Genomic DNA, 24,498 nt, shown 5'->3' with positions numbered 1-24,498 from the left:
GTGCGGATGTGCGGGCGGAGGCCGGCACGGTCGCCGGCACGGACAGGTCGGTGCGCACGCGAGTGGCCGCCCCCGTCCGGGACGGCGTCATGCGGGCCTCACGGGCCCTTCACGGCGCCCGCCGCACCGCCGCGGCGGGTCAGGGCCGTTCTCTGCTGCCGCACGGCTGCCGCCGTCCTCGCACCTTCACACCACAACCCCCACGCTGGGAAAGGCGGATGGCTCCCGTCCCCTGTGGGGGCGGGAGCCATCGTGGCATCGCACGCTCTTCTGCCTCTCTCGCCCTGCTCCACGCCGCCGGTCCCGCCGTCTCAGGTCAAGCTCGGGGAGACTACGCCGCCTTCGGGACCGGCGTGCCGGGAGGCTCGGTGGGCGGGCCCCCGGATCACCGCTGCAGGACGGCCTTCATCACGCTCCGGGCGATGGGGGCGCCCAGGCTGCCGCCGGAGATGTCGTCCCGGGAGATGTCCATGGCGGTGGGGTCGATGAAGACGGCCACGGCCACGGAGGCACCGTCGGCCCTCTCGCCGTACGAGACGAACCAGCCGTAGGGCACCTGCTCGTTCACGTCCACGCCCCGCTGTGCCGTTCCGGTCTTGCCGCCCACCGTCACGCCGTCGATCAGGGCCTTCTTGGCGCTGCCCTCCTTGGCGGTGAACTCCATCATCTCGCGGACCTTCCGGGCCGTGGCGGCGGAGACGGCCTGGCTCATGAGCTGTGGCTCGGGCTTCTCCAGGGTGTTCAGGTCGGGCGATCGCAGCTCGTCGACGATATGGGGCTGCATCAGCTTGCCGTCGTTGGCCACGGCGGCGGTCACCATGGCCATCTGCATCGGCGTGCTGGTGAGGCTGCCCTGGCCCATGCCGGTCAGCGCCGTTCCGGGCTTGTCCAGATCCCGGGGGTACAGGCTCTTGGTGGCCCTGAGGTCGCCGAAGACGTCCGAGTAGACGTCCTTGTTGAAGCCGAACTTCTCGGCCGTCTCGCGCAACCTGTCCTGCCCGAGCTTCACCGCGGCATCGAGGAAGACGTTGTTGCAGGAGTGCTGCATGGCGGTCTTCAGCGACGCCTTGCCGCAGACGGCGTCGCCGGCCTCGCTGCCGACCCTGTTGGTCGACTGCGGCAGGGGATACGGCGACACCGCCTTTGTGGCGGCGTCCACGTCGGTCACCACGCCGTGCTCCAGCGCCGCGGCGGCGGTGAGGATCTTGAAGGTGGACCCGGGCGGGAAGGTCTCCCGCAGCGCACGGTTGGCCAGCGGCTTTCCCTTGTCGGCGTCGAGCGCCTGGAACCTGTCGCTGTCCTTGAAGGTGTTCCCGGCGAACGCCGAAGGGTCGTACGACGGAGTGGACACGAGGGCGAGGACCCTCCCCGTCCGCGGGTCGAGTGCCACGACCGAGCCGCGGGCACCGAGGCCGGTGAGTCCCTTGTACGCGGCCTCCTGCGCCCTGGGGTCGATCGTCGTGATCACGTCTCCGCCGCGCCGTTCCTCGCCGGTGACCACGTCCGTGAAGCGCTGGAACGCGAGCCGGTCGTCCTGGCCGCTGAGCACGCCGTCGTACGTCCGCTCCAGCAGGGACATGCCCATGGCCTGCGAGGCGTACCCCGTGACCGGTGCGTACATGGGGCCGTTGCGGTACGTGCGCTTGTACTTGAAGTCCGTCCCGTCCACCTCCGTGGAGCCGGTGATCGCCCTGCCGCCCACCACGATGTCCCCACGCGGCGTCGCGAACTGATTGATCTGCACGCGTCGGTTCTTCTCGTGCGTGGCGAGCTCGTCGGCCCGCATGTACTGGAGCCAGTTCGCCTGGAGCAGCAGCGCGAGCATCAGCAGCCCGCAGAAGACCGAGACGCGCCTCACCGGCCTGTTCACACTCCACCGCCCTCGGCCGCCCGGACACCGGTGGCCGGGCGGCCCGCCGTCGTGGCCGCCGGGCATCCCGGCAGGACTGATCGGGAGTGGGTTGGCGTGGAAGTATCCAATTCAGCACCTTCGTCGAGCATGATGCGGTACGCATCGCTGGGAGGGTCAGGTGGCGGACCTGCCGTGGTCGGCACCGACCTGCGACGGGCCGCCGCCCGGCCGCAGTCCCCTGCGGGCGGGCCGGAGCTGCGCGGGCAGGAGGGTCGCGAGCGCCGCCAGGGCCAGCATGATGGCGGCCATGCCCTGGAACGCGTGTCCGAAGCCGTCGACGATCGCGGCGGGCGTGTCGGCGGAGTCGTTCGCGGTGGCGGTGAGCAGCACGGCGAGGCCGAACGCTCCGCCGAACTGCCGCGTGGTGTTGACCAGACCGGAGGCGGCACCGGCGTCGGCGGACCCGACCCCCGAGGTGACGGCCGTGGTCAGCGGGGTGCTCACCAGGCCCGCCCCGAGGGAGATCACCACCGCCGGGCCGAGGATGCCGTCGAGGTAGCCGCTGTCCGCGGTCACCCCGCTCTGCCACAGGAAACCGGCGGCTGCGACGAGCGCACCGGCGGATATCAGGGTGCGAGCCTGCACGTACCGCATCAGCCGCGGTGTCGCGAACAGCCCGACCAGCAGCATCACCACCGTGTGCGGGAGGAACCCCAGCCCCGTCTGCGCGGCGCTGTAGTGCAGCACCTCCTGCATGGTCAAGGTCAGGAAGTACCAGACCGGTATGTGGAATCCGGCGCCGGCCAGCAGCATCGCCAGGTTGCCCCAGCCGACTCCGGGCAGCCCGAACAGGCTCGGCGGGACGAGGGGTTGCCGGGCGAACCTCTGCTCGAAGACCACGAACGCGGCGAGGGCGACGCTCCCGCCCGCGACGGGCAGTGCCGTGGCGGGGTCGGTCCAGTGGTGTGTACGGGCCTGGGTGATGCCCAGGGTGATCAGGGCCAGGGCCACGGTGGCCAGCAGCGCGCCCGGCACGTCGAGCCGGCCGCTCCGCCGCGGTCCGTCACGCCGAGCGAGCCGGCGGGCGGCGAACAGCAGCACCGGAACCCCGATCGGCACGTTGGCCAGCAGCACGGTCCGCCAGGACAGGTACTCGGTGAGTATCCCGCCGAAGAGGTTGCCCGAAGCCCCGCCGGCCAGGCTCACCGCGGTCCAGACGGCCAGCGCCCTGGTCCGCCGGTGGCCCTCGGGGAAAGTGGTGGTCACCATCGTCAGGGCGAGCGGCGCGAGTACGGACGCACCGGCTCCCTTCACCGCGCGGGCCGCGATCAGCACCGCGGGGGTGGTCGCGAGACCGCCGATCACACCGGCGACGACGAACACCGAGAGGCCGCCGAGGAAGACGCGCCGGTGGCCGTACACATCGCCCAGCCGTCCGCCCAGCAGCAGCAGTCCCGCGAAGGCCAGGGCGTAACCGGTGACCACCCACTGCAGGTTCGCCGGGTCGAACCCGAGGTCCTCCTGCATCGAAGGCAGCGCGACGGTGATCACCGAGACGTCGAAGAGCACGATGAACTGCGCCACGCACGCCAGCGCGAGAATCGTCCTGGGTGTTTCCCTGCCTCGCATGTCCTCCCCCGGAAACGTTTCGCCGGCTGGGAATTCCCCTGGGAGCCGGGCCGCCGCCTGAATCCCCCGTTCCTTTCCGCCGGTCTACTGGGAGAAGTCCACCCCCTGCGCCAGCGCCACCCGGCCCGAGTAGTTCACCGTGTTGGTCGCCCGGCGCATGTAGGACCGCCAGGCGTCGGAGCCGGACTCGCGGCCGCCACCGGTTTCCTTCTCCCCGCCGAAGGCACCGCCGATCTCCGCACCCGACGTGCCGATGTTGACGTTGACGATGCCGCAGTCCGCGCCGTCGGCCGCCATGAACCGCTCGGCCTCGCCCTGGTCGCCGGTGAAGATCCCGGCCGACAGCCCCTGCGGTACCTCGTTGTTCAGCCGGATCGCCTCGTCGAGGTCGCGATAGGTCAGGACGTACAGGATGGGGGCGAAGGTCTCCTCACGCACGACGGCGGTCTGTGCGGGCATCCGCACGATGGCGGGCCTGACGTAGCCGGCGTCGGGCGCCTCCTCCGTGAGCTGCCGCTCGCCGCCGGTGCACAGAATGCCGCCTTCCTCGACGGCGCGGTCGAGGGACTCTCGCATCCTGGCCTGGGCCTCCGCGTTCACCAGCGGTCCGACCAGGGTCGTCTCCGGGAACGGGTCGCCGATCGGGAGCCGCTGGTACGCGGCGACGAGCCGCTCGACCACGGCGTCGGCGACATCGGCGTGCACGATGAGCCTGCGGAGGGTGGTGCACCTCTGTCCCGCCGTGCCCGCGGCGGCGAAGACGACGGCGTTCACGGCGAGATCGAGGTCGGCCGAGGGCGTCAGCACGGCCGCGTTGTTCCCCCCGAGTTCCAGGATGGTGCGTCCGAACCGGGCGGCCACCCGCGGGCCCACCGCGCGGCCCATCCGGGTCGAGCCCGTCGCGCTGACCAGTGGCACCAGCGGTGAGTCCACCAGTCGCGTGCCGGAATCCGCCGTACCGAGCACGACCTGGCTGAGGCCGGCCGGGGCTCCGGTGTCGGCGATGGCGCGGTCCAGCAGTGCGGTGCAGGCCAGCGCGGTCAGCGGGGTGAGCTCGGACGGCTTCCAGACCACGGTGTCACCGCAGACAAGGGCCACCGCGGTGTTCCATGCCCACACGGCCACCGGGAAGTTGAAGGCACTGATCACGCCGACCACGCCGAGCGGGTGCCAGGTCTCCATCAGGCGGTGGCCGGGGCGCTCGGAGGGCATGGTGCGGCCGTAGAGCTGCCGGGACAGGCCCACCGCGAAGTCGCAGATGTCGATCATCTCCTGCACCTCGCCGAGCGCCTCGGAGCGGATCTTGCCCGCCTCCACGGTGACCAGGTCGGCAAGGGACTCCTTGTGCTCGGTGAGCAACTCGCCGAACCGCTTGACCAGCGCGCCCCGCACCGGAGCGGGGACGGTCCGCCAGACGAGGAACGCCGCGTGCGCGGCCTCGACGGCCCGATCGACGTCCGCCGGGGTGCCTGCACGCAGACCGAACAGCTCCTGGCCGGTGATCGGGGTCCGGGCGGACAGGGAGTCGCCCTTCACCGCGGTGAGTTCGACCCCGCAGCGTGCGAGAGCGTCCTCCGCCCTGGTACGGATGTGGTCGGTGCTGCTGACTGCTGTCATGACTACTCCTCGTCGTTCAGGTCGAGTCCCGGTTCCACTGCTGGGTCACCGGACCCCGGTCAGCTCCCGCAGCGCCTCGGCCAGGAAGTCGATCTCGGCCTCGGTCGTGTAGAAGTGGGCGGAGACCCGGATCAGAGACCGGTCGGGCCGCTCGGCCACCGCGGTCTCGATACGGAAGCGCTCCCAGAGACCGCGGCGCAGTTCGGCCGCTTTCGTTCCCTCGGGAAGTCGGAACGCCACCATCCCGCCGGACAGCGCCGCCGGCTCGGGCGTGGCCGGTTCCATTCCGAACCCGTCACCGAGCTGCCGGCGCGCATGGTCGGCGAGTTCGCGCATGCGCCTGCGAATCCCGTCGTGCCCGAGTTCCGCCTGGAAGTCGATGGACTCCGGCACCGCGAGCCACGGGCAGATGTCCCGCGTTCCCTCGCATTCCAGCCTGCGCAGCCGCGGGGTGCTGCCGAACTGATCGGGCTCGTCCGGATGTCCGCTTCCCTCCGGGGTCTGGTACGCCCAACTCACCTGCATCGGCTGAAGGCTTTCCCCGAGACCCTCTCCGAAGTGCAGAAAACCGACACCAGTGGGTGCCAGCAGCCATTTGTGCCCACTGCCCACGTAATAGTCGCACGGTATTCCGGACAGCTTCAGGTCGAGGAAGGCCGGGGCGTGGGCACCGTCGACGACGGTCACCACGCCCCGCCGACGGGCCTCTTCGCACAACTCCTCTGCCGGAAGTACCAGTCCGGTGGAGGAGACCACATGGCTGAAGAACAGCAGCCGTGTGCGCGGGGTCATCGCGGCGACGGCGGCGTCGACGACCTCACCGGCGTCGGAGGGCATGGCCGGCAGCCGGAACGTCTTCAGCTCCAGTCCCAGCCGCCGGGCCACTCGCTCCCAGCACCACCTCATCGGCGCGTACTCGTGGTCGGTGAGCAGGATTTCACCCGGTCCGGCGATATCGAGGGACGAAGCCACCAGGTTGACGGCTCCGGTCACATTGGTGGTGAGCACCAGGCGGCGCGGGTCCCCGCCCAGGAAGCCGGCCAGCCGCTCACGCGCCTTCCACAGCAGCGGCGGGACACCGCGCAGCAGAAAGTCCATCGGGGCATCGGCGAGCCGGCCGCGGAGACCGGTGACGCGCTCGAAGACGCGGCGCGGAAGCGGCCCGCCGGACCCGGTGTTGAGGTTGACGGCCGTGGGGTCGAGCATCATGCCCGCACGGGCAGCGGCCCAGCCGGAAACGCTCATATTCGTGGTTCCCCCACCCAGAGAATTCTGCCTGCCGTGCGCACCCGGTGGAATGCGCCGCACAAAGGAGCGTCGCCGCCGTGGAACTGAAGGACCTTCCGGAGGCCAAGGGCCACCCCTTGACCGAAGGGGAGCCAGGTCAGCTTAGGCATCCACTCGGGGGCTGTCCATCCGATCTTCCGACGTTCACAGAAATGGCACGCCGGGCGAGCGAGTTGCGGCACTTCAGGTCCATCCGAAAGAGAGCGCGGAGAGTTTCCGGAGAGATCCTCGAGAGTGGGGAGCACCGCAACGCCGGAACGGGCCGCCGACTCGCACCACATCACTTCCGTGCCTCCCGAGGGCGCTCCTGAACGGAATTTCCGCGGCGTGCCCGCGGATGCGCGGCCCGCGCTCCCACATCGCCCCGCACGGTCCGGCCCGAAACCGCTTCCGGATCGCCGCACGGCCATATCCTGGGCGGTTGCCGCCGCCTCCCACTCCCCCGTTCCTCCGAACTCGGGCCCGTGCACCTTCGAACTCACCGAGCGCACCCGCGACCGCCGGTGGCGGGAAACCGCCTATGTCGGTGAGATCGGTACGCACCTCCACATAAGCGGATTTGACCGCGTCGGAGCACGGGCGGAATGATGACCGATCGTGATCGCCCCTCGGGATGGGGCGGTCGGTCACATCCTTCGTGCGCGCTGCGTACGGGGCCGCCCGGAGGTTTGCATCGTGCAGTATGTCCGCGCCCGGCGCGCCGTCGCCGCGGTTCTCACCGTGGTCGCTCTCGTCCCGCTGGCCGCCTGCGGCGGCGACGGATCCCCTGCCACATCGGCTCCCCCCGGATCGGCGTCTCCCGTCGCCACGACGCCGGGAGCGGGACCCACCGCGACGTCGGCCGTCCGCGAGTTCGCCGAGCTCGAGGACAGGTTCGAGGCGAGACTCGGCGTCTACGCGGTCGACACCGGCACCGGGCGGGAGGTGGCACACAACGAGGACGAGAGATTCGCCTACGCGTCCACGTTCAAGGTCCTGGCCGCCGGCGCCGTGCTGCGCGAGCACTCCCTGAGCGGGCTGGACCAGGTGATCACGTACTCGGCGGACGACCTGGTCCCTCATTCTCCGGTGACCGCGAAGCGCGTGGGGACCGGGATGAGCCTGGCCGAACTGTGCGACGCCGCCGTCCGCCTCGGCGACAACACGGCGGCCAACCTGCTGCTCGACGAGCTGGGCGGCCCCCGGGGTCTCGACGCCGCACTGGAGGAGATCGGCGACGACGTCACCCGGATGGAGCGCCGTGAGACGCAGCTGAACGAGTGGTCCCCGGGCTCCCTTTCCGACACGAGCACCCCGCGGGCGCTGGCCCGCGACCTGCGCGCGTACGTACTCGAAGACGCCCTCGGCAAGGGCGAACGCGCCCAGCTCACCGAGTGGCTGCGCACCAGCGCCACGGGATCCGAGCTCATCAAGGCCGGGGTGCCCAAGGACTGGATGGTCGGCCACCGGGCCGGAGCCGGGAGCAGCTACGGCGTCCGCAACGACATCGCCGTGGTGTGGCCCCCCGACTCCGCGCCCATCGTCATGGCGATCATGTCGAACGGCCTGCGCCGGGACGCCGACCACGACGACCGGCTGATCGCGGAAGCGGCTTCCGTGGTCGCCGACACACTGGGGTAGCGGCACGGCGGGGCCGGCCGGCCCCGCCACCGTGTGCCCCGGCCGGTCGCGGCCGGCGTCCACCGCCGGGGGCGACGAAGAGCGTGGTGAGGAACGGCGCAAGCGCGCGTCCCACGGAGATCGGGCGCCTGGAGGCCGCTCGCCGCACCGGCACTCGGACCGCCCCTCAGGAGCAATGGGATTCAGCCATTTCGGCTCTACTGAGAGATGATTCCGAGGCAACTCCCACCAGTGGTCTAGCCCAATCGAGCCGGCGCGGACGCTGACCGATTCATGCGCACCTCTCCCTGTACGCATGGCCGGCGGAGCCCCTTGAAACCGCCCCACCAGCGGCTTCGGTAGACCTGCCAGCTCATCGACCGCCGGTTCTTTCACGCCTCAACTGGCTTGAACGAGGCTCGGGGAACGGTCGCGGCCGAGCGAGCACACTTACCCTGGGCCGCATGACGGGTTCCGACATCCATGGCGAATTCCCGCTGTACCGCAGACGTCGATCTTCAGTTCGGATGGTTGTCTCCGCGGTCGCCGCGCTGGCCGTGACGGGAGGGGTCGGCTACTGGGCGTACACCGCACTGTTCGGCGACGACGGCGAGGATCCCCGCGTGGCGGCCGCGACCGCGGAACTGGAGCGGTTCCTCAGCGCATGGGAGGCGGGTGACGCCCGACGGGCAGGCCTGCTCACGGACACCCCGGGCAACGCCGAGTCGTTGATCACATCCGTCATGACGAACCTCGAGCCGTCGAGGACCGACATCGGCGCCGGCCGCGGCGAGCGGAAGGAGGGAGGGGAGGTAGAGGTTCCGTTCACCGTGAGAATGGCCCTTCCGGGGGCCGGCGACTACGCCTGGCGCTCCAGGGCGAAGCTCGTCGAGCAGGGTGACGTATGGAAGGTCGAGTTCCACTCCGGGCTGGTGCATCCCGCGGTGGTTCCGGGGCAGACGCTCGCCCTGAAGTCGCGGGAGCGCGCCGCCGTCCTCGACGCCAACGGCGACGAGCTGCGGGCCGCCTCCCTCGTCGGGGCGGTCGACCCCAAGACCGGTAAGGGAGTGTCAGGTCTGCAGGCGCGTTACGACCGCCGGCTCATGGGCGGCTCGGGCCCGTCGAAGTCGGTCGTGGTGGTCGACCGCCGCTCGGGCCAGGTGGTGAAGCAGCTCACCGCCGCCGAGGAGCCCCCGGGCCAACCGGTGCGGACGACCGTCGAACCGGAGGTGCAGGAGGCCGCCGCCGAGGCCTTGGACGGAGTGGCGAAGAACGCGGCGATCGTGGCCGTCGAACCCTCCAGCGGTCACATCCTGGCCGCCGCGAACACACCCGCCGGGATGAACCGGGCGCTGGCAGGCCGTTACCCCCCGGGCTCCACCTTCAAGGTGGTGACCGCCGCTGCCCTGCTGAAGCAGGGCATGAAGCCGTCGGACCGCGGCGAGTGCCCGAAGTTCGCCTACGTCAACGGCCAGCGCTTCGAGAACCAGGACCAGTTCGTACTGCCCGCCGAAGCCACGTTCCGGGACAACTTCGCCCACTCCTGCAACACCTTCTTCGTCAACGCCCGCAACAGGCTCTCCGGATCCACCCTGCATGAGACCGCCGAGGCGTTCGGCATCGGCGGGGACTGGGACGTCGGCGCCACCACGTACGACGGCAGCGTCCCGGTCTCCACCAGCGACAACGACAAAGCCGCAGCCGCCATCGGGCAGGCCCGGGTGCAGGCCTCACCCCTGGTCATGGCCTCGGTCGCGGCAACGGTGAAGGAGGGCGCCTTCAAGCAGCCCCTCCTGGTACCCGACGCGGTGAAGAACCGGTTCGAGCCCCACGCCCGGCTGGACGAAGGGGTCGTCCGCGCCCTGCGCTCCATGATGCGCGCGACCGTCACCGACGGTGCCGGACGGGCCCTCAGGGGCATCTCCGGCGAGCCGCACGCGAAGACGGGCACGGCGGAGTTCGGCACCGCGACCCCGCCGCCCACGCACGCCTGGATGATCGGGTACCAGGGTGACCGCGATCTCGCCTGGTCGGTCCTGCTGGAGGACGGCGGTTCGGGCGGCTCCGACGCGGGTCCGATCGCGGCGAGGTTCCTGAGGAACCTCGCCCGGTGACACGCCGGGAATCCCCGCGCTCCCGGTACTGAACAGGGCTGCCGGAGCGCGACGGTGGAGCGCGCACGGGCCCCGCCCCGATGAGCACGCCCGTCCTCCCCGGAGGACCGGCGCACGGCCGCTCGACGGCCCCCTTTCCCCCACGTCTGACACGTCAGTACACGCCGATGCCATGTCCACCCCTTCTCGGGCGAGGGCGTGGTTCCTTCACAAGAGGGACCGCCATGAACACCTGGAATGATGTGACGATTCGGCTTCTCGGCCCGGTGAGCCTCATGAGGGACACCGTGCCGACTCCAATCCGCGGACAGCGGCAGAGGCGGTTCCTCGCCTCCCTGGCGCTGCGTCCCGGACAGGTCGTCTCCAAGGAAACGATCATCGAGGACTCCTGGGACGGTGAGCCGCCCCTGACCGTTTCGGGACAGCTGCAGACCTCGGCCTGGATGGTCCGTACGGCCCTGTCGGACGCGGGGCTTCCCCGCGACGTCCTCGGATCCCACGAACGCGGCTACGAGTTGCGAACACCGCCCGAGTCCGTCGACCTGTTCGCCTTCCGGGAGAAGGTACGCGCCGCCCGGGAGCTGCACGCGCGCGGAGAGCACAAGGAGGCGGCCGAGCGGCTCGACTCGGCGCTGGCCCTGTGGAACGGGCCCGCCATCGCCGACGTCACCTCCAGCCGGCTGCGGCTGAGGGCGGAGACCCTGCAGGAGGAGCGAACCGCGGCGTTCGAGCTGCGCGCCCTGGTCGACGTCGGTCTCGGGCGCTACGGCGATGCGATCGCACAGCTGTCGGAACTGGTCTGCCGCGACCCCCTACGAGAGGACCTGTGCGTCAGCCTGATGAAGGCCTACTACGCGGAGGGGCGCCAGGCCGACGCGATACAGGTGTTCCACCGGGCGAAGAACATCCTGCGGGACCAGGTCGGGATCAGCCCCGGGGAGAGGATGACGAGAGTCATGCAGGCCATCCTGCGGCAGGACGAGAAGGCCCTGCACAACAGCGCCGGCGTGAACTGAGCAGAACCATTCGGGAGGACCGGCCGGAGCGCTGCCCCGTGCGCTCCGGCTCTTCCGTTCCGGCGGTTTCACCGCCCCTGACGCTTGGGCACCCGCGGGCCCGGCGCCGTATGCCCGGGAAGCGGGTCCGGGTCGGCCCGATCCCCTCCGGACGGACACCGGCGGCAGTCTCCGGACGCCTCGAAGGCCGAATGCCGCCGTGCCCACCGTGCCGGCGAGCAGTTCCCAGAGGAAACGTTCAGCCGGCGGCATTCGCCCGGCGACACCGACCGGTCCGCGACAGACGCACGCAAAGGACGACCCCCGAACCACGAACCACCCCAAACCCGGCAGAGGTGCCTTGACGAAAGAAACAGAGGCACCTCCCACCCCTTTTCCGAAAACCCGAAAGAGAACACAGAGAGAGCAAAAAGAGGCCACCGAGAGCAGTGCCCGTTAGCGTCACAGTGCGGAATTCCGATCTGCCGCCGGACAATTCCAGCGACAACCCGAACCATCCCCGCCCTTGCCGCCGCAGCCGGACAGCGCGTGAAAGTCCTGGCACTTCATCATGCTCTACGGGAGTTTTCACAACATGGGTGAACAAGAAATCCGACCCGATCTCGCCCCTTCGGAAACGGCAAGCCTGCAGGCTCGGGACGTTCATCGCGCACTCGAGTCTCATGTGCTCGTCGACGGCTACGACCTCGTTTTCGACCTCTCCGCCAGTTCGGGCACCTGGCTGGTGGACGCGATCACGGGGAACCGCTATCTCGATCTCTTCTCCTTCTTTTCATCGGCTCCGCTCGGCATTAATCCCTCCTGCGTTTCCGACGACCCGGAGTTCATGCGGGAGCTGGCCGCAGCAGCCGTCAACAAGCCTTCCAACCCGGACATCTACTCGGTCCCGTACGCGAGGTTCGTCGAGACCTTCGCCAGGGTGCTCGGCGATCCCCGGCTGCCGCATCTGTTCTTCGTGGACGGCGGGGCGCTGGCCGTGGAGAACGCGCTCAAGGTGGCCTTCGACTGGAAGGCGCAGAAGCTGGGTCTGGACGAGCGGGCCGCCGACGGCCTGCAGGTGCTGCACCTGGAGCGGTCCTTCCACGGCCGCAGCGGATACACCATGTCGCTGACGAACACCGAGCCGGCGAAGACCGGCCGTTTCCCCAAGTTCGCCTGGCCGCGCATCCCCTCGCCCGCCCTGCGGCACCCGCTGGGCGAGCACGCCGACGCCAACCGGCAGGCCGAGGGGCGGGCCCTGGAGGCCGCCGAGACCGCCTTCCGCGCGGCGGACGGGATGATCGCCTGCTTCATCGCCGAGCCGATCCAGGGCGAAGGCGGGGACAACCACCTCAGTGCCGAGTTCCTGCAGGAGATGCAGCGGCTCTGCCACGAGTACGACGCCCTCTTCGTCCTCGACGAGGTCCAGAGCGGCTGCGGGATCACCGGCACCGCGTGGGCCTACGAGCAGTTCGACCTGCAGCCCGACGTGGTGGCGTTCGGCAAGAAGACCCAGGTCTGCGGCGTGATGGGCGGCGGCCGGGTCGACGAGGTGCCGGACAACGTGTTCACCGTGTCCTCCCGCATCAGCTCGACCTGGGGCGGCAACCTCGCCGACATGGTGCGGGCCACCCGGATCCTGGAGACGATCGAGCGGACGGGGCTCCTCGACACCGTCGTCCATCGCGGCAAGTACCTGCGCGACGGCCTGGAGGCCCTGGCCACCGGGCACCCCCGGAGCCTGACCAACGCCCGGGGCCGCGGGCTGATGTGCGCGATCGACCTGCCGGACACCGGACGCCGCGACGAGGTCCTGGCACGGATGTACCGGGACCACCGGGTGATCGCCCTGCCGTGCGGCGAGCGCAGCCTCAGGTTCCGTCCTCCGCTGACGATCAGCGAGAACGAGATCGACCAGGCCCTGGAGGCACTGGCGCGCGCCGTCGAGCCACTCGCCCCCTGACGCGCCGCGTGCGGTCCCCACCGCGGGGAACCGCACGGCACACGGCATGCGGCCCCGTACCCCCACGCCACCGGGCCGATTCCCCGCGCCATCCCGACGGCGCGTTCGCATACATCCCGCACGACGGAGAGCCCACGAATGATGTCAGCACGGTATCCGACGACCGCCGCGGACTGGACTGCCCGAATTGATGGAGTGTCAAGCGAGCGCTGCGACCTGGAGATGCTCCTCAAGGACGAGTGGCGCAACAGGATCGCGGTACGGGACGACGACTCCGGTGTCCGGGCGACCCGGCACCGGGAACTGCGCGTCGGCGGGCGCGACTACGCCGCGCTGAAGGAGTCCCTGCGCCGCCATGACGGCGTGTCGGTCGGTGCGTACGCGCTGGCCACCCTGCACAGCGTGATGCGCGCCTACGGCCATGGGAACCAGACGGTCGCGGCACTCGTCGACGCCTCCGGTTCGGGCGACCCGCAGCGCGCCGACGTCCTCCCGGTCGTGGTGGACCACAGCGAACAGGCCGGGATCACCTGCCTCGACGCGGCCGGGCAACTCGACGAGGCACTGCGCCGGAAGGACTCGTACCTCGATCCCGGCGAGATCCTGGGGCGCGGCCTGTTCGACGCCCTGCTCGTGCTCACCGACCGTGAGGTGGCCCTGGGCGATCTGCCCCCCGCGCCGCTCGCCCTCGTCGTGCGGGATGCCGAGGCCGACGGGTGCCTTGAGTGGACGCTGGCCTACGCGGGTGACCTGTTCGAGGACAGGACGATCGACGGCGTCCTCGACGTCGTGCGCGAGGTGTTCGGCCAGTTCGTCGGCCGGCCCGCAGACCGCGTCTTCGACATCGAACTGGTGTCGGCCGAGCAGCGGGAGCAGCTGCGGCGGTGGAACGACACCGACGGCGACTTCCCGCAGGGGAAGCGGCTCAACCAGCTGTTCGAGGACGCCGCGCGGCGGTCCCCGGACCGTGAGGCCGTCGTGTTCCGCGACACCAGCCTGACCTATCGGGAGGTCGACGAGCGGTCCAACCAGGTGGCGCACTGGCTGCTCGAGGACACGGGTGTACGGCCGCAGGAACTCATCGGGCTGTACCTCGACAAGAGCGACCTGGGCGTCGTCGCCACTCTCGGCATCTGGAAGGCCGGCGCGGCCTATGTGCCGATCGACCCCGCCTACCCGGCCGACCGGGTGCGCTTCATCGTCGGTGACACCGGCCTCTCCGGCATCGTCACCAACCGGCACCACGCGGCGCGGCTCCGGGAGATGCTCGGTCCGCAGCACGCCTCCGTCCGCGTCATCGAGATCGAGACCGTGCTGGCGCGGCAGGAGACCGCGGGGAGTGCGGTACGCGAGGCTCCGCGGCTCTCCCTGGACAGCCGGGACCTCGCCTACGTCACCTACACCTCCGGCACCACCGGAGTGCCGAAGGGTGTCCCCAAGTACCACGACAGCGTGGTGAACAGCATCACGGACCTGTCCGAGCGGTACGACATGCGGCGCCCCGGCGAGGAGCGCGTCGCGCTCTTCGCCTCGTACGTCTTCGAACCGCACCTGAGGCAGACGCTGATCGCGCTCGTCAACGAGCAGACCCTGGTGATCGTCCCCGACGACGTCAGACTGGACCCCGACGGCTTCCCCGCGTACGTCCGGGAGCACTCGGTCACCTATCTCAACGCCACGGGATCGGTTCTCCACCACTTCGACCTGAGCGGCTGTACCAGCCTCAGAAAGCTGCTGCTGGTCGGCGAGGAACTGACGGCGGCGGGGCTGCGCCAGCTCCGCGAGAGGTACTCCGGTCTCGTCATCAACGAGTACGCCTTCACCGAGGCGGCCTTCGTCACCGCCGTCAAGGAGTTCGCACCGGGTGTGACGGAGCGCAGGGACCGCAGCATCGGCCGGCCGGTCCGGAACGTCACGTGGTACGTGCTGAGCCAGGATCTGAAGCAGCTGCCCGTCGGCGCCATCGGCGAGCTGTACATCGGCGGTTGCGGTGTCGCCCCGGGCTATCTGAACCGGGACGACCTGACCGCCGAGCGGTTCATGCCCAACCCGTTCCAGACGGACCGGGACAGGGCACGCGGGCTGAACTCCCGCATATACCGGACCGGTGACCTCGCGCGCGTCCTGCCCTCCGGGGAGGTGGAGTTCCTCGGGCGCAGCGACTTCCAGCTGAAGCTGAACGGCGTCCGCGTCGAACCCGGCGAGATCGAGGCACAGGCGACCGAGTACCCCGGGGTGCGCAAGTGCGTCGTCGTCGCCCGTGAGGGCGCCGGCGGTGCCACCGACCGCCACCTGGTCGGGTACTACGTGACGGAGCCCTCGGCGGAGGTGACCGAGGACGACCTGCTGGAGTTCCTGGAGCAGCGCCTCATCCGGATCATGGTCCCCGCGCGCATGGTCCGCCTCGACGGCATCCCGGTCAACGTCAACGGCAAGGCGGACTGGCGTGCGCTGCCCGAGGTGGACCCGGCCCGCCCGGCCGGGAAGCCCGTACCCGCCGGCAGCGGGGGCAGCCGTCCGCGGGCTGCGGCCGGCGGTGTCGTCGACGAGCTCCGCGAGATCTGGAGCACGGTGCTCGGAGTGCCGGCGGCACGGATCGGCGACGACGACGACTTCTTCCGGCTCGGTGGCCAGAGCATCTCCTGCATCCTGCTCATCGCGCGCCTGCGGCAGCGGTTGGGTGCCCTCATCGGCGTCGAGGACGTGTTCGCCCTCAGGACCCTGGGAGAGCTGGCGCACCACCTGGACCGGCAGCGGCTCGAGGGTCCGCAGCCGGCGGCGCGGCCGGCCCCCGGGCACCTCCCGGCCGAAGGCGACACCACCCGGCTCCTCGCGAACGGCCTGCAGCAGGGGCTGCTCTACCACGCCCTGAAGCGCGGGCACGGCGACGACGCCTACGTCATGCAGTCAGTGCACCGCTACCACCGTCCCATCCGCGCCGAGCTGATGAGGGAGGCCTGGCAGCACGCCCGGCGCAAGTACCCCGCGCTGAGGCTGCGTTTCGAGTGGGCCGAGCAGCCCCTGCAGATCATCGACAACGACGACAAGCCCTTCGACTGGCGCTTCGTCGACCTGAGCGGCACCGCGGACCCCGCCGAGCAGGACGCCCGTATCAAGGAGCTTCAGGAACGGGACCGGACCGAGCCGTACGATCCGGCCGCGGGACGGCTGTTCCGGGTCTACCTGGTCAAGCAGCGCGAGGACCTGTTCTCGCTGATCTTCAGCTGTCATCACATCATCCTGGACGGGTGGAGCCTGCCGGTCCTGCACGACGACGTGCACCGCTCCTACCTCCGCCTGCTCCGGGGTGCCGAGGTGGAACCGGCCGTGGACGGCGCGTACACGGCGTCGCAGCGCGACTGGGAGGCGCGCCGCAACGACCACGTCGACCACTGGACCCGCGAGGTCGAGCGCATCGACGAACGCGGTGACTTCGGTGGGCTGGTCAGGGAGGACATCCGGTACCAGGTCGCGCTGAGCGACTACGACCACGTACGGGAGCACCGCACCAGGAAGCTGTGCCTCGGTGCCGAGCGGACCGCCGCGCTCAAGGACGTCTGCGCCGCCCACGGCGTCACGCTGCACTCGGTGCTGCAGTTCGTGTGGCACAAGGCCCTCTACGCCATCGGCGGGGGCAACACCACGGTGGTGGGGACGATCGTGTCCGGACGCAACCCCCACATCGAGGGCATCGAGAACTCGGTCGGCCTGTTCATCAACACGCTGCCGCTGATCGTCAACCACGACGAGCAGGCCGGGATGAGCGTCGGCTCGGCCCTCAGCGGGATCCAGGCCGCGGTGAACACGATGAACAGCAAGAGCGCCGTGGAACTGGGCCGGCTGGAGACCGCCGGGATGAAGCGCCGGCTCTTCGACACGCTGCTCGTGCTGGAGAACTACCCGCGGCTCCTGGACGAGGCCGAGGAGCGGGAGCACCGGGAGCTGCTCCGCTTCGAGAAGGCGTACGACGCCGACAAGGTCGACTACCCCCTGGCCGTCGTGGCGCGCGAGGAGGGCGACGAGCTCACGGTCACGCTGTGGTACGCGGGCGAACTCTTCGAGGACGCCACCGTCGACGCGCTGCTCGACACCACCCGGACACTGTTCGACCAGGTGGCTCAGGACGCCACGCGCCGCGTCGACGCCCTCGGGCTCGTCCCGCCGGCGGTGCTCGAACGCTTCGACGCCTGGAACCGCACCCGGACCGCCTTCCCGGCCGCCCGGACGCTGCACGCGGTCTTCGAGGACCAGGCCGCGACCTGGCCCGACGAGATCGCGGTGGTGTACCGCGAGAGGCGGCTGACCTACCGGGAACTCAACGAACGCGCCAACCAACTCGCGCACTACCTGCGATCCGTCACCACCCTGCGCCCCAACGACCTCGTCGGCCTCGTACTCGACAAGAACGAACTCATGATCACCGCCATCCTGGCGGTATGGAAGACCGGCGCCGCCTACGTACCCATCGACCCGGGCTACCCCGACGACCGCATCACCTTCATGCTCCAGGACACCCAGGCCCGCCTGGTACTCACCAACACCACCCACCACGAACGACTCAGCGGCCTGACCACCCCCGACAACACACCCGTACTGGACATCGACCACCTCCCCCAGGGCTACCGGTCCACCGACAACCCCACCACCCAGACCGGCAGCACCGACCTCGCCTACGCCATCTACACCTCCGGCACCACCGGCAAACCCAAAGCCGTACTCGTCGAGCACCGGGGAGTCGTCAACCTCCAGGTCTCCCTGGCGAAGCTGTTCGGGCTGGACAAGCGCCGGGGCGACGAGGCCCTCCTGTCGTTCTCCAACTACGTCTTCGACCACTTCGTGGAGCAGATGACCGACGCCCTGCTCAACGGGCAGAAGCTGGTAGTGCTCGACGACACCATGCGCACCGACGCCGAGCGCCTGTACCGGTACATCGACGACGAGAAGGTCACCTACCTCTCCGGAACGCCCTCGGTCCTGTCGCTGTACGACTACTCGACGACGAAGTCCCTGACCCGGATCGACGCCATCGGCGAGGACTTCACCGAGCCGGTGTTCAACAAGATCCGCGGAATGTTCCAGGGCACCATCATCAACGGGTACGGCCCCACCGAGATATCGATCACGAGCCACAAGCGGCTGTACGCGCCCGGCGAGCGGCGCGCCACCAAGAGCATCGGTCATCCGGTCGCCAACACCACGTGCTACGTGCTCAACAAGTCGATGCAGCGGGTGCCGGTCGGGGGCATGGGCGAGCTGTACATCGGCGGCGTCGGCGTCACCCGCGGATACCTCAACCGTGACGAGCTGACGGCGGACCGCTTCCTGGACAACCCCTTCCAGACGCCGCAGGAGAGGGCGGCGGGGGAGAACGCGCGCATCTACCGGACGGGCGACCTGGTCCGGTGGCTCCCCAACGGCGAGCTGGAGTGCCTGGGCCGCACCGACCTCCAGGTCAAGATCCGCGGACAGCGGGTCGAACTCGGCGAGGTCGAGGCCGCCCTGTCGTCCTACCCCGGGGTGACCCGGTCCCTGGTGATCGCCCGCGAGCACCGTGCCGCGGGGCTCGCGGCAGCCCAGAAGTACCTCGTCGGCTTCTACGTGAGCGACAGCGAGCCCGACGAGCAGGACGTGAAGCAGTGGATGCGCGAGAAGCTGCCCGAGGCCGTCGTCCCCTCCCGCGTCATCAGGATCACGGACATCCCGGTGACGCCCAGTGGGAAGCTGGACGTGCAGCGGCTTCCGGAGACCGACTTCGGCGCGGACGACAGCACCGAGTACGCCGCTCCCTCGAACGACGTCGAGGTCAGGCTCTGCGGTATCTGGTCCACGGTCCTCGGCATCGCCCCGGACCGGGTGGGCGTGCACGACGACTTCTTCGCCCTCGGCGGCGACAGCCTCCGTGCGATGGTGCTCGCCCAGGCCATCACCACCGCCTTCGGCCGCGGCCTGGGCGTCGCCACCGTGCTGCGGCACACCACCCTCGGCGCACAGGCGGACCACATCCGGGACATGGCCGCGCAGCCGGACGACGACCGCGCCGAGCCGGCCGCGGGAGGCGCGGCCGCGGGCGCCGGGAACCCCCCGGTGTCGCTCGCGCAGGAGCGGCTGCTGTTCATCGACGAGTTCGAGGGCGGCACCTCCGCCTACAACATCCCGTTCGCGCTCCGGGTCGGCGCGTCCGGCGACGCGCCGACCCGGGATGCCGTCACCGCGGCCCTGCGGACGCTGGTGCGCCGCCATCCCGCGCTGCGCACCCTGCTCAGGACCGACGAGGACGGCGTCCGGCGGCAGCACACGCTGTCACCGGACGACGCGACGGCCGTGTTCGACGTCGCCGTGCACACCGTCGACGGCACCGCCGAGCTGGACGAACGGCTCGTCGAGCGCTCCGGGCACGTCTTCCGGCTGCACGAGGAACTGCCCCTCCGGGCGGACCTGTTCGACCTCGGCACGGCCCGCGGCGGCCTGTACCTGAGCATCGTCCTCCACCACAGCTGCTTCGACGGCTGGTCGTGGGACGTCTTCCGCCGGGAGCTGGCCGCGCTGCTGGGTGGAGTGCCCGAGACGGAGCTCGGGGCGGTCCACGGCTCGTACGCGGACTTCGCCGTCTGGCAGCGGCAGTACCTCACCGGCGGGCGGCTGTCCGAGCTGACCGGGTTCTGGACCGGCGCACTGGCCGGTTTCGAGACGGTCAGGCTGCCGCTGGACCACCCGCGGCCCGCCCGGTTCGACTACCGCGGCCGGGAGTTCGACTTCGCCGTCGACGAGCCGACCACCCGGGCGCTGCGGGACCTGGCCCGGTCCGCGGGAGTGAGCCTGTACAGCGTGCTGCTCGGCGCCTGGTGCGTCATGCTCCAGACGTACACCGGCCAGCACGACCTCGTGGTCGGAACGCCTTCGGCGAACCGCGGACGTCCGGAGTTCGACCGTACGATCGGGTTCTTCGCCAACCTGCTCGCGCTGCGGGTCCGGGTCGAGTCGGACGCGACGCTGATGGACTACGTCCGCGCGGTCGGCCGGGACGTCGTCGCGGCGCAGGTGCACGGCGAGCTGCCGTTCGAGCAGCTCGTCAAGGAGCTCGAGCTGGAGAAGGACCCGAGCCGCCACCCCGTCCTCCAGATCAACTTCACCCTGCAGAACGTCACGGACCGCACCCGCCAGTCCTCCGCGGCGGACGGGCAGCCGGAGCTGACCGAGTACAGGCCGGACGGCGGGGGCTGGACGCCCACCAAGTTCGACCTGTCGGCCACCCTGTCCGAGACACCGGGCGGGCTCGCGGGCAACCTGACCTTCGCCGCGTCCCTCTTCGACGACACCAGCGCCCGCGGATTCGTCTCGGTGTTCCAGCACGTCCTGTCGGAGTTCGCCCGGCTCTCGCCGCTCGCGGGCCGGACCCGGCTGGCGGAGGTCAGCCGGGTCGACGAGACGGGCCGGGCGGCGCTGCTTGCCGCCGGCGCGGGCGACGAGGACGCGTCGGCCCGCCCCGCCGGTCCCGCCCGGACGCTGCACGCGGTCTTCGAGGAGCAGGCCGCGACCTGGCCCGACGAGATCGCGGTGGTGTACCGCGAGAAGCGGCTGACCTACCGGGAACTCAACGAACGCGCCAACCAGCTCGCGCACTACCTGCGATCCGTCACCACCCTGCGCCCCAACGACCTCGTCGGCCTCGTACTCGACAAGAACGAACTCATGATCACCGCCATCCTGGCGGTATGGAAGACCGGCGCCGCCTACGTACCCATCGACCCGGGCTACCCCGACGACCGCATCACCTTCATGCTCCAGGACACCCAGGCCCGCCTGGTACTCACCAACACCACCCACCACGAACGACTCAGCGGCCTGACCACCCCCGACAACACACCCGTACTGGACATCGACCACCTCCCCCAGGGCTACCGGTCCACCGACAACCCCACCACCCAGACCGGCAGCACCGACCTCGCCTACGCCATCTACACCTCCGGCACCACCGGCAAACCCAAAGCCGTACTCGTCGAGCACCGGGCGGTGGACAGCTTCCGGAAGGAGGTCGGCGGGCGCTACTTCGGCGGCCCCGACACCTCACGCGAGGGTGTGCTGTTCCTGGCGAACTACGTGTTCGACTTCTCCGTCGAGCAGCTGGCGCTGTCGGTCCTGGCGGGTCACCGGCTCATCGTCCCGCCGCCCTCACCGGCCCACGACGACGACTTCTACGCGTACGCGAACCGTACGGGGCTGACCTACATGAGCGGCACACCCACGCAGATCCAGCAGTTCGACCTCTCGAAACTGACCGATCTGCGGTGCCTCCTGGTCGCCGGCGAGGCCTTCCACGAGCGCCACTTCGACAAGATCCGGCGCGAGTACTCCGGTCCGATCGTCAACGCCTACGGGACCACGGAGACGGCCGTCTACAACACCGGCCGCCGCTTCGAGCCCGGTGAGCCCTACCGGAACGGCTTCGGCGAACCGCTGGGGAACACCCGGCTGTACGTGCTCGGCGACGCGATGCAGCTGCTCCCGCCGGGAGCGGTCGGCGAGCTGTACATGGCCGGGGAGTGCGTCGCGGACGGGTACCTGAACCGGCCGGAGCTCACCCGTGAGCGCTTCCTGGACAACCCGTTCCGGTCCGAGGCCGAGCGCCGGGCCGGCCGGTACGCGGTGCTCTACCGGACCGGTGACGTGGTCCGACGCACCGTGCAGGGCGAGATCGAGTACGTCGGGCGGAACGACGAGCAGGTCAAGATCAACGGCCTCCGGGTCGAGCTCGGCGAGGTGGAGGCGGTCCTGGCCGCCTGTCCCGGGGTGCGCGAGTGCGCCGTCGTGGCCGCGGCCGACGAGCGCAGGCCGGACGTCACGCGCCTGGTCGGCTACTACGTGGCGGACGGTGACCCGGCCGGCGGCGAGGACGCCGGCGCGGGCACCGACGAGTTCGCCGACGAGGGCGCCGACGAGGACAGGATCTTCGCCGCCCTCCGGGCGAAGCTCATGCCGGGGATGGTGCCGTCCCTGCTGGTGCGACTCGACCGGCCGCTGCCGATGACCGTCAACGGAAAGCTCGACACCAAGGCGCTGCCGCGGGTCGGCCTCCCGGCGAACCGTGCGGCCTACGCGGCCCCGCGCAACCGCACCGAGGCACGGCTGTGCCAGCTGTGGAGCGGGCCGCTGCCGGGCGGCGGCACGGTCGGTATCGACGACGACTTCTTCCGCTCGGGCGGCGACAGCATCAGCGCGCTGCACCTGGCCGGCCAGGTGCAGCGGGAGGTCGGGCGCAAGATCGGCGTCAAGGACGTCTTCGACTTCCCGACGGTGCGGCGGTTCGCCGACCACGTCCTGGCCGGGCCCGAACGGTCGCGCACGGCGACCGGCGAGGACGGCGAGGAGCCCGAGCAGGGCCGGCTGACCGGGGACTGCCCGCTGCTGCCCATCCAGGAGTGGTTCTTCGCGAAGCCCCTGGCCGACCGCGGCTGGTGGAACCACAACTTCGCCATCACGACACCACCGCTCGACGTGGCGAGGCTGCGCACCGCCCTGGGCCGGCTCGTCGCCCACCACGACGCGTTCGGCCTGCGCTATCGCGGCTTCGGCGGGGATGGCGACGGGGACGGCACGCGGATCACCCAGACCTACGGCGACGACCGCCCTGACCTCGTGCTGCACGAGCTCGATGTGCGGGGCCTGCGGGACGAGGAGGTCAGCAGGCAGCTCGCGGAATGGCAGAGCGGATTCGACCTCGAACACGGCCCGACCGCCTGTGCCGCGTATCTGCACGGGGCCCCCGACGGTTCCGCGCGCGTCTGGTTCGCGCTGCACCATCTGATCGTCGACAGCGTCAGCTGGCACATCCTGGCGCAGGACCTCGAGATCCTCTACCACGGTGGTGAGCTGGAGGAGAAGACGAGCAGCTACCGGCAGTGGGCCCGGGCCCTGGGGCGCTACACCCCCGGTGAGGACGAGCGCAGGCTCTGGGCGGAGATCACCGAGGGGATGGCCTCGGCGGCCCCGGACGGGCTGTCGGCGCAGCCCGGTGCGACGTCGCATCGCGAGGAGTTCGCGCTCGGCGCGTCGGACACCCGGAGCCTGCTCACCGAGAGCCAGTGGGCGTACGACACCGACATGAACGACCTGCTGCTGACGGCGACCGGCCTGGCGCTGCGGTCGGTCACGGGGCGGGCGAGGAACTACCTCACGGTCGAGGGGCACGGCCGCGAGCGGTTCGACGGAGCACCCGATGTCCGGGACACCGTCGGATGGTTCACGACGATGTACCCTCTCGCCGTCGAGGCGGACCAGTCCGACCTCGGGCGCAGCATCCTCGCGACCAAGGAGTCCATCCGGCGGGTGCCGCACCACGGTGTCGGCTACGGTGCGCTCTTCGGGCGGTACGGCAGCGAGCGGGCACCCCTTCCGTCGGTGAGCTTCAACTACCTGGGGCGGCTCCCGGACGAGGACCGGTGGACACCGGACGGGTCGGCGGGCTGGCGGCTGGACTCCGCGATGTCGGGCAGCAACGTCTCCGACCGCAACGGGGGAGCCGACCAGTTCGTCCTCGACGTGACGATGAGATGCGCCGGCGGTCGCCTCCTCACCGTGGTCGACAGCCGGCTCGACCGGGCCACCACCCGGCGGTTCACGGACGAACTGAGGACGTGGCTGGAGCGGCTGGTGGCCCACACCTCGTCCGGGGCGGCGGGAAGGACGGGGCACACGCCGGCGGTCCCGCACGCCGCGGCCGAGGAGGTCTTCGAGCCGTACATCCTCGTGGACGAGGAGAACACGGAGCACACCCTGTTCGTCTTCCCGCCCGGCGAGGGCGGGGCGGAGAGCTACCTGAGCAACATCGCGCAGCAGCTTCCCGGTCACCGGCTCGTGCTGTTCAACAACGTGCATCTGCACTCAGCCATGGAGTCGTTCGAGGCTCTGGCCGAGTACTACCTCGGGCACATCAGGAACCTGCGGCCGTCCGGTCCTTACAGCTTCCTCGGCTGGAGTTTCGGAGGGGTGCTCGCTCTGGAGGTCTCCCTGCAGCTGGCGCGCGCGGGCCAGAAGATCGATGATCTGTTCCTCATCGACCCGTACTTCGACGTGCGGCAGGCGTCGGCGGCGATCGGGCTCCCCGGCACCGAGGACATCCTCGACCCGATCAACTACCACTACGCCCCGGACCGGGCCGATCTGGAGCAACTCGGCGCGAGCGTCGGCAACCTGGTGATGTTCAAGGCCGGCGAGCTGAACGAGATCGTGCGCGACGACCAGCAGCGCAGGCTGTTCGAGTTCTACCGGACATCGCCGTACAACGGCCTGGACCGCCTCCTGCCCGCCGAATCGATCGAGCTGCATCTGCTCCGCGGCGCAACCCACCACTCGTGGGTACGCAACGGGCGCCTGGTCAGGGGCATATGCGAGCGCATCTCGGCCTCATCGTCGAACGACCGCGTGATGTGACGCCCATTCGGACAG

At 70.2% G+C, this 24,498-nt stretch carries 9 protein-coding genes; 5 read left to right on the top strand and 4 right to left on the bottom strand.

What is annotated here, in order from left to right; translation table 11 throughout:
* Window positions 1-385: 385 nt before the first annotated feature.
* The 4 genes from DDW44_RS23135 to DDW44_RS23120 all read right to left on the bottom strand — a co-directional run bounded on the left by DDW44_RS23135 (window position 386) and on the right by DDW44_RS23120 (window position 6,343).
* Window positions 386-1,870, bottom strand: coding sequence for a peptidoglycan D,D-transpeptidase FtsI family protein (locus tag DDW44_RS23135; RefSeq protein WP_108907593.1), 1,485 nt, complete (start codon window positions 1,868-1,870; stop codon window positions 386-388).
* Window positions 1,871-2,026: 156 nt separating this feature from the next.
* Window positions 2,027-3,481 carry an MFS transporter gene (locus tag DDW44_RS23130; protein WP_240800740.1) on the bottom strand — a complete coding sequence of 485 codons (1,455 nt, stop codon included), beginning with the start codon at window positions 3,479-3,481 and terminating at the stop codon, window positions 2,027-2,029.
* Between the two features lie 84 nt (window positions 3,482-3,565).
* Window positions 3,566-5,098 (bottom strand): L-piperidine-6-carboxylate dehydrogenase, encoded by a 1,533-nt coding sequence (gene amaB / locus DDW44_RS23125; protein WP_108907591.1) that lies wholly within the window; start codon window positions 5,096-5,098, stop codon window positions 3,566-3,568.
* Between the two features lie 45 nt (window positions 5,099-5,143).
* Entirely contained in the window at window positions 5,144-6,343 is a 1,200-nt protein-coding gene (locus DDW44_RS23120) for an aminotransferase class V-fold PLP-dependent enzyme (RefSeq protein ID WP_208648000.1), read from the bottom strand.
* Between the two features lie 717 nt (window positions 6,344-7,060).
* Here DDW44_RS23120 and bla point away from each other — a divergent pair.
* The 5 genes from bla to DDW44_RS23095 all read left to right on the top strand — a co-directional run bounded on the left by bla (window position 7,061) and on the right by DDW44_RS23095 (window position 24,483).
* Window positions 7,061-8,005, top strand: a complete 945-nt coding sequence (bla, locus tag DDW44_RS23115; RefSeq protein WP_108907589.1) for a class A beta-lactamase — start codon at window positions 7,061-7,063, stop codon at window positions 8,003-8,005.
* A 506-nt stretch (window positions 8,006-8,511) separates the two neighbouring features.
* Window positions 8,512-10,098, top strand: a complete 1,587-nt coding sequence (locus DDW44_RS23110) for a penicillin-binding transpeptidase domain-containing protein (RefSeq protein ID WP_108907588.1) — start codon at window positions 8,512-8,514, stop codon at window positions 10,096-10,098.
* Window positions 10,099-10,322: 224 nt separating this feature from the next.
* A complete protein-coding gene (locus DDW44_RS23105) occupies window positions 10,323-11,114 on the top strand; it encodes an AfsR/SARP family transcriptional regulator (protein ID WP_166802852.1) in 792 nt (263 codons plus the stop codon).
* 574 nt (window positions 11,115-11,688) lie between these two features.
* On the top strand, window positions 11,689-13,056 hold the full coding sequence (gene lat / locus DDW44_RS23100) for an L-lysine 6-transaminase (RefSeq protein ID WP_108907586.1): 1,368 nt from the start codon (window positions 11,689-11,691) through the stop codon (window positions 13,054-13,056).
* A gap of 222 nt (window positions 13,057-13,278) precedes the next feature.
* Window positions 13,279-24,483: a non-ribosomal peptide synthetase gene (locus DDW44_RS23095; RefSeq protein ID WP_208648053.1), complete on the top strand. Its 11,205-nt coding sequence runs from the start codon at window positions 13,279-13,281 to the stop codon at window positions 24,481-24,483.
* Window positions 24,484-24,498: the final 15 nt, after the last annotated feature.

Origin of the sequence: Streptomyces tirandamycinicus, from assembly GCF_003097515.1 — a bacterium.
GTDB lineage: Bacteria > Actinomycetota > Actinomycetes > Streptomycetales > Streptomycetaceae > Streptomyces > Streptomyces tirandamycinicus.
Note: the sequence above shows the minus strand (reverse complement) of the source record. Positions and strands in the feature narration are given on the sequence as shown.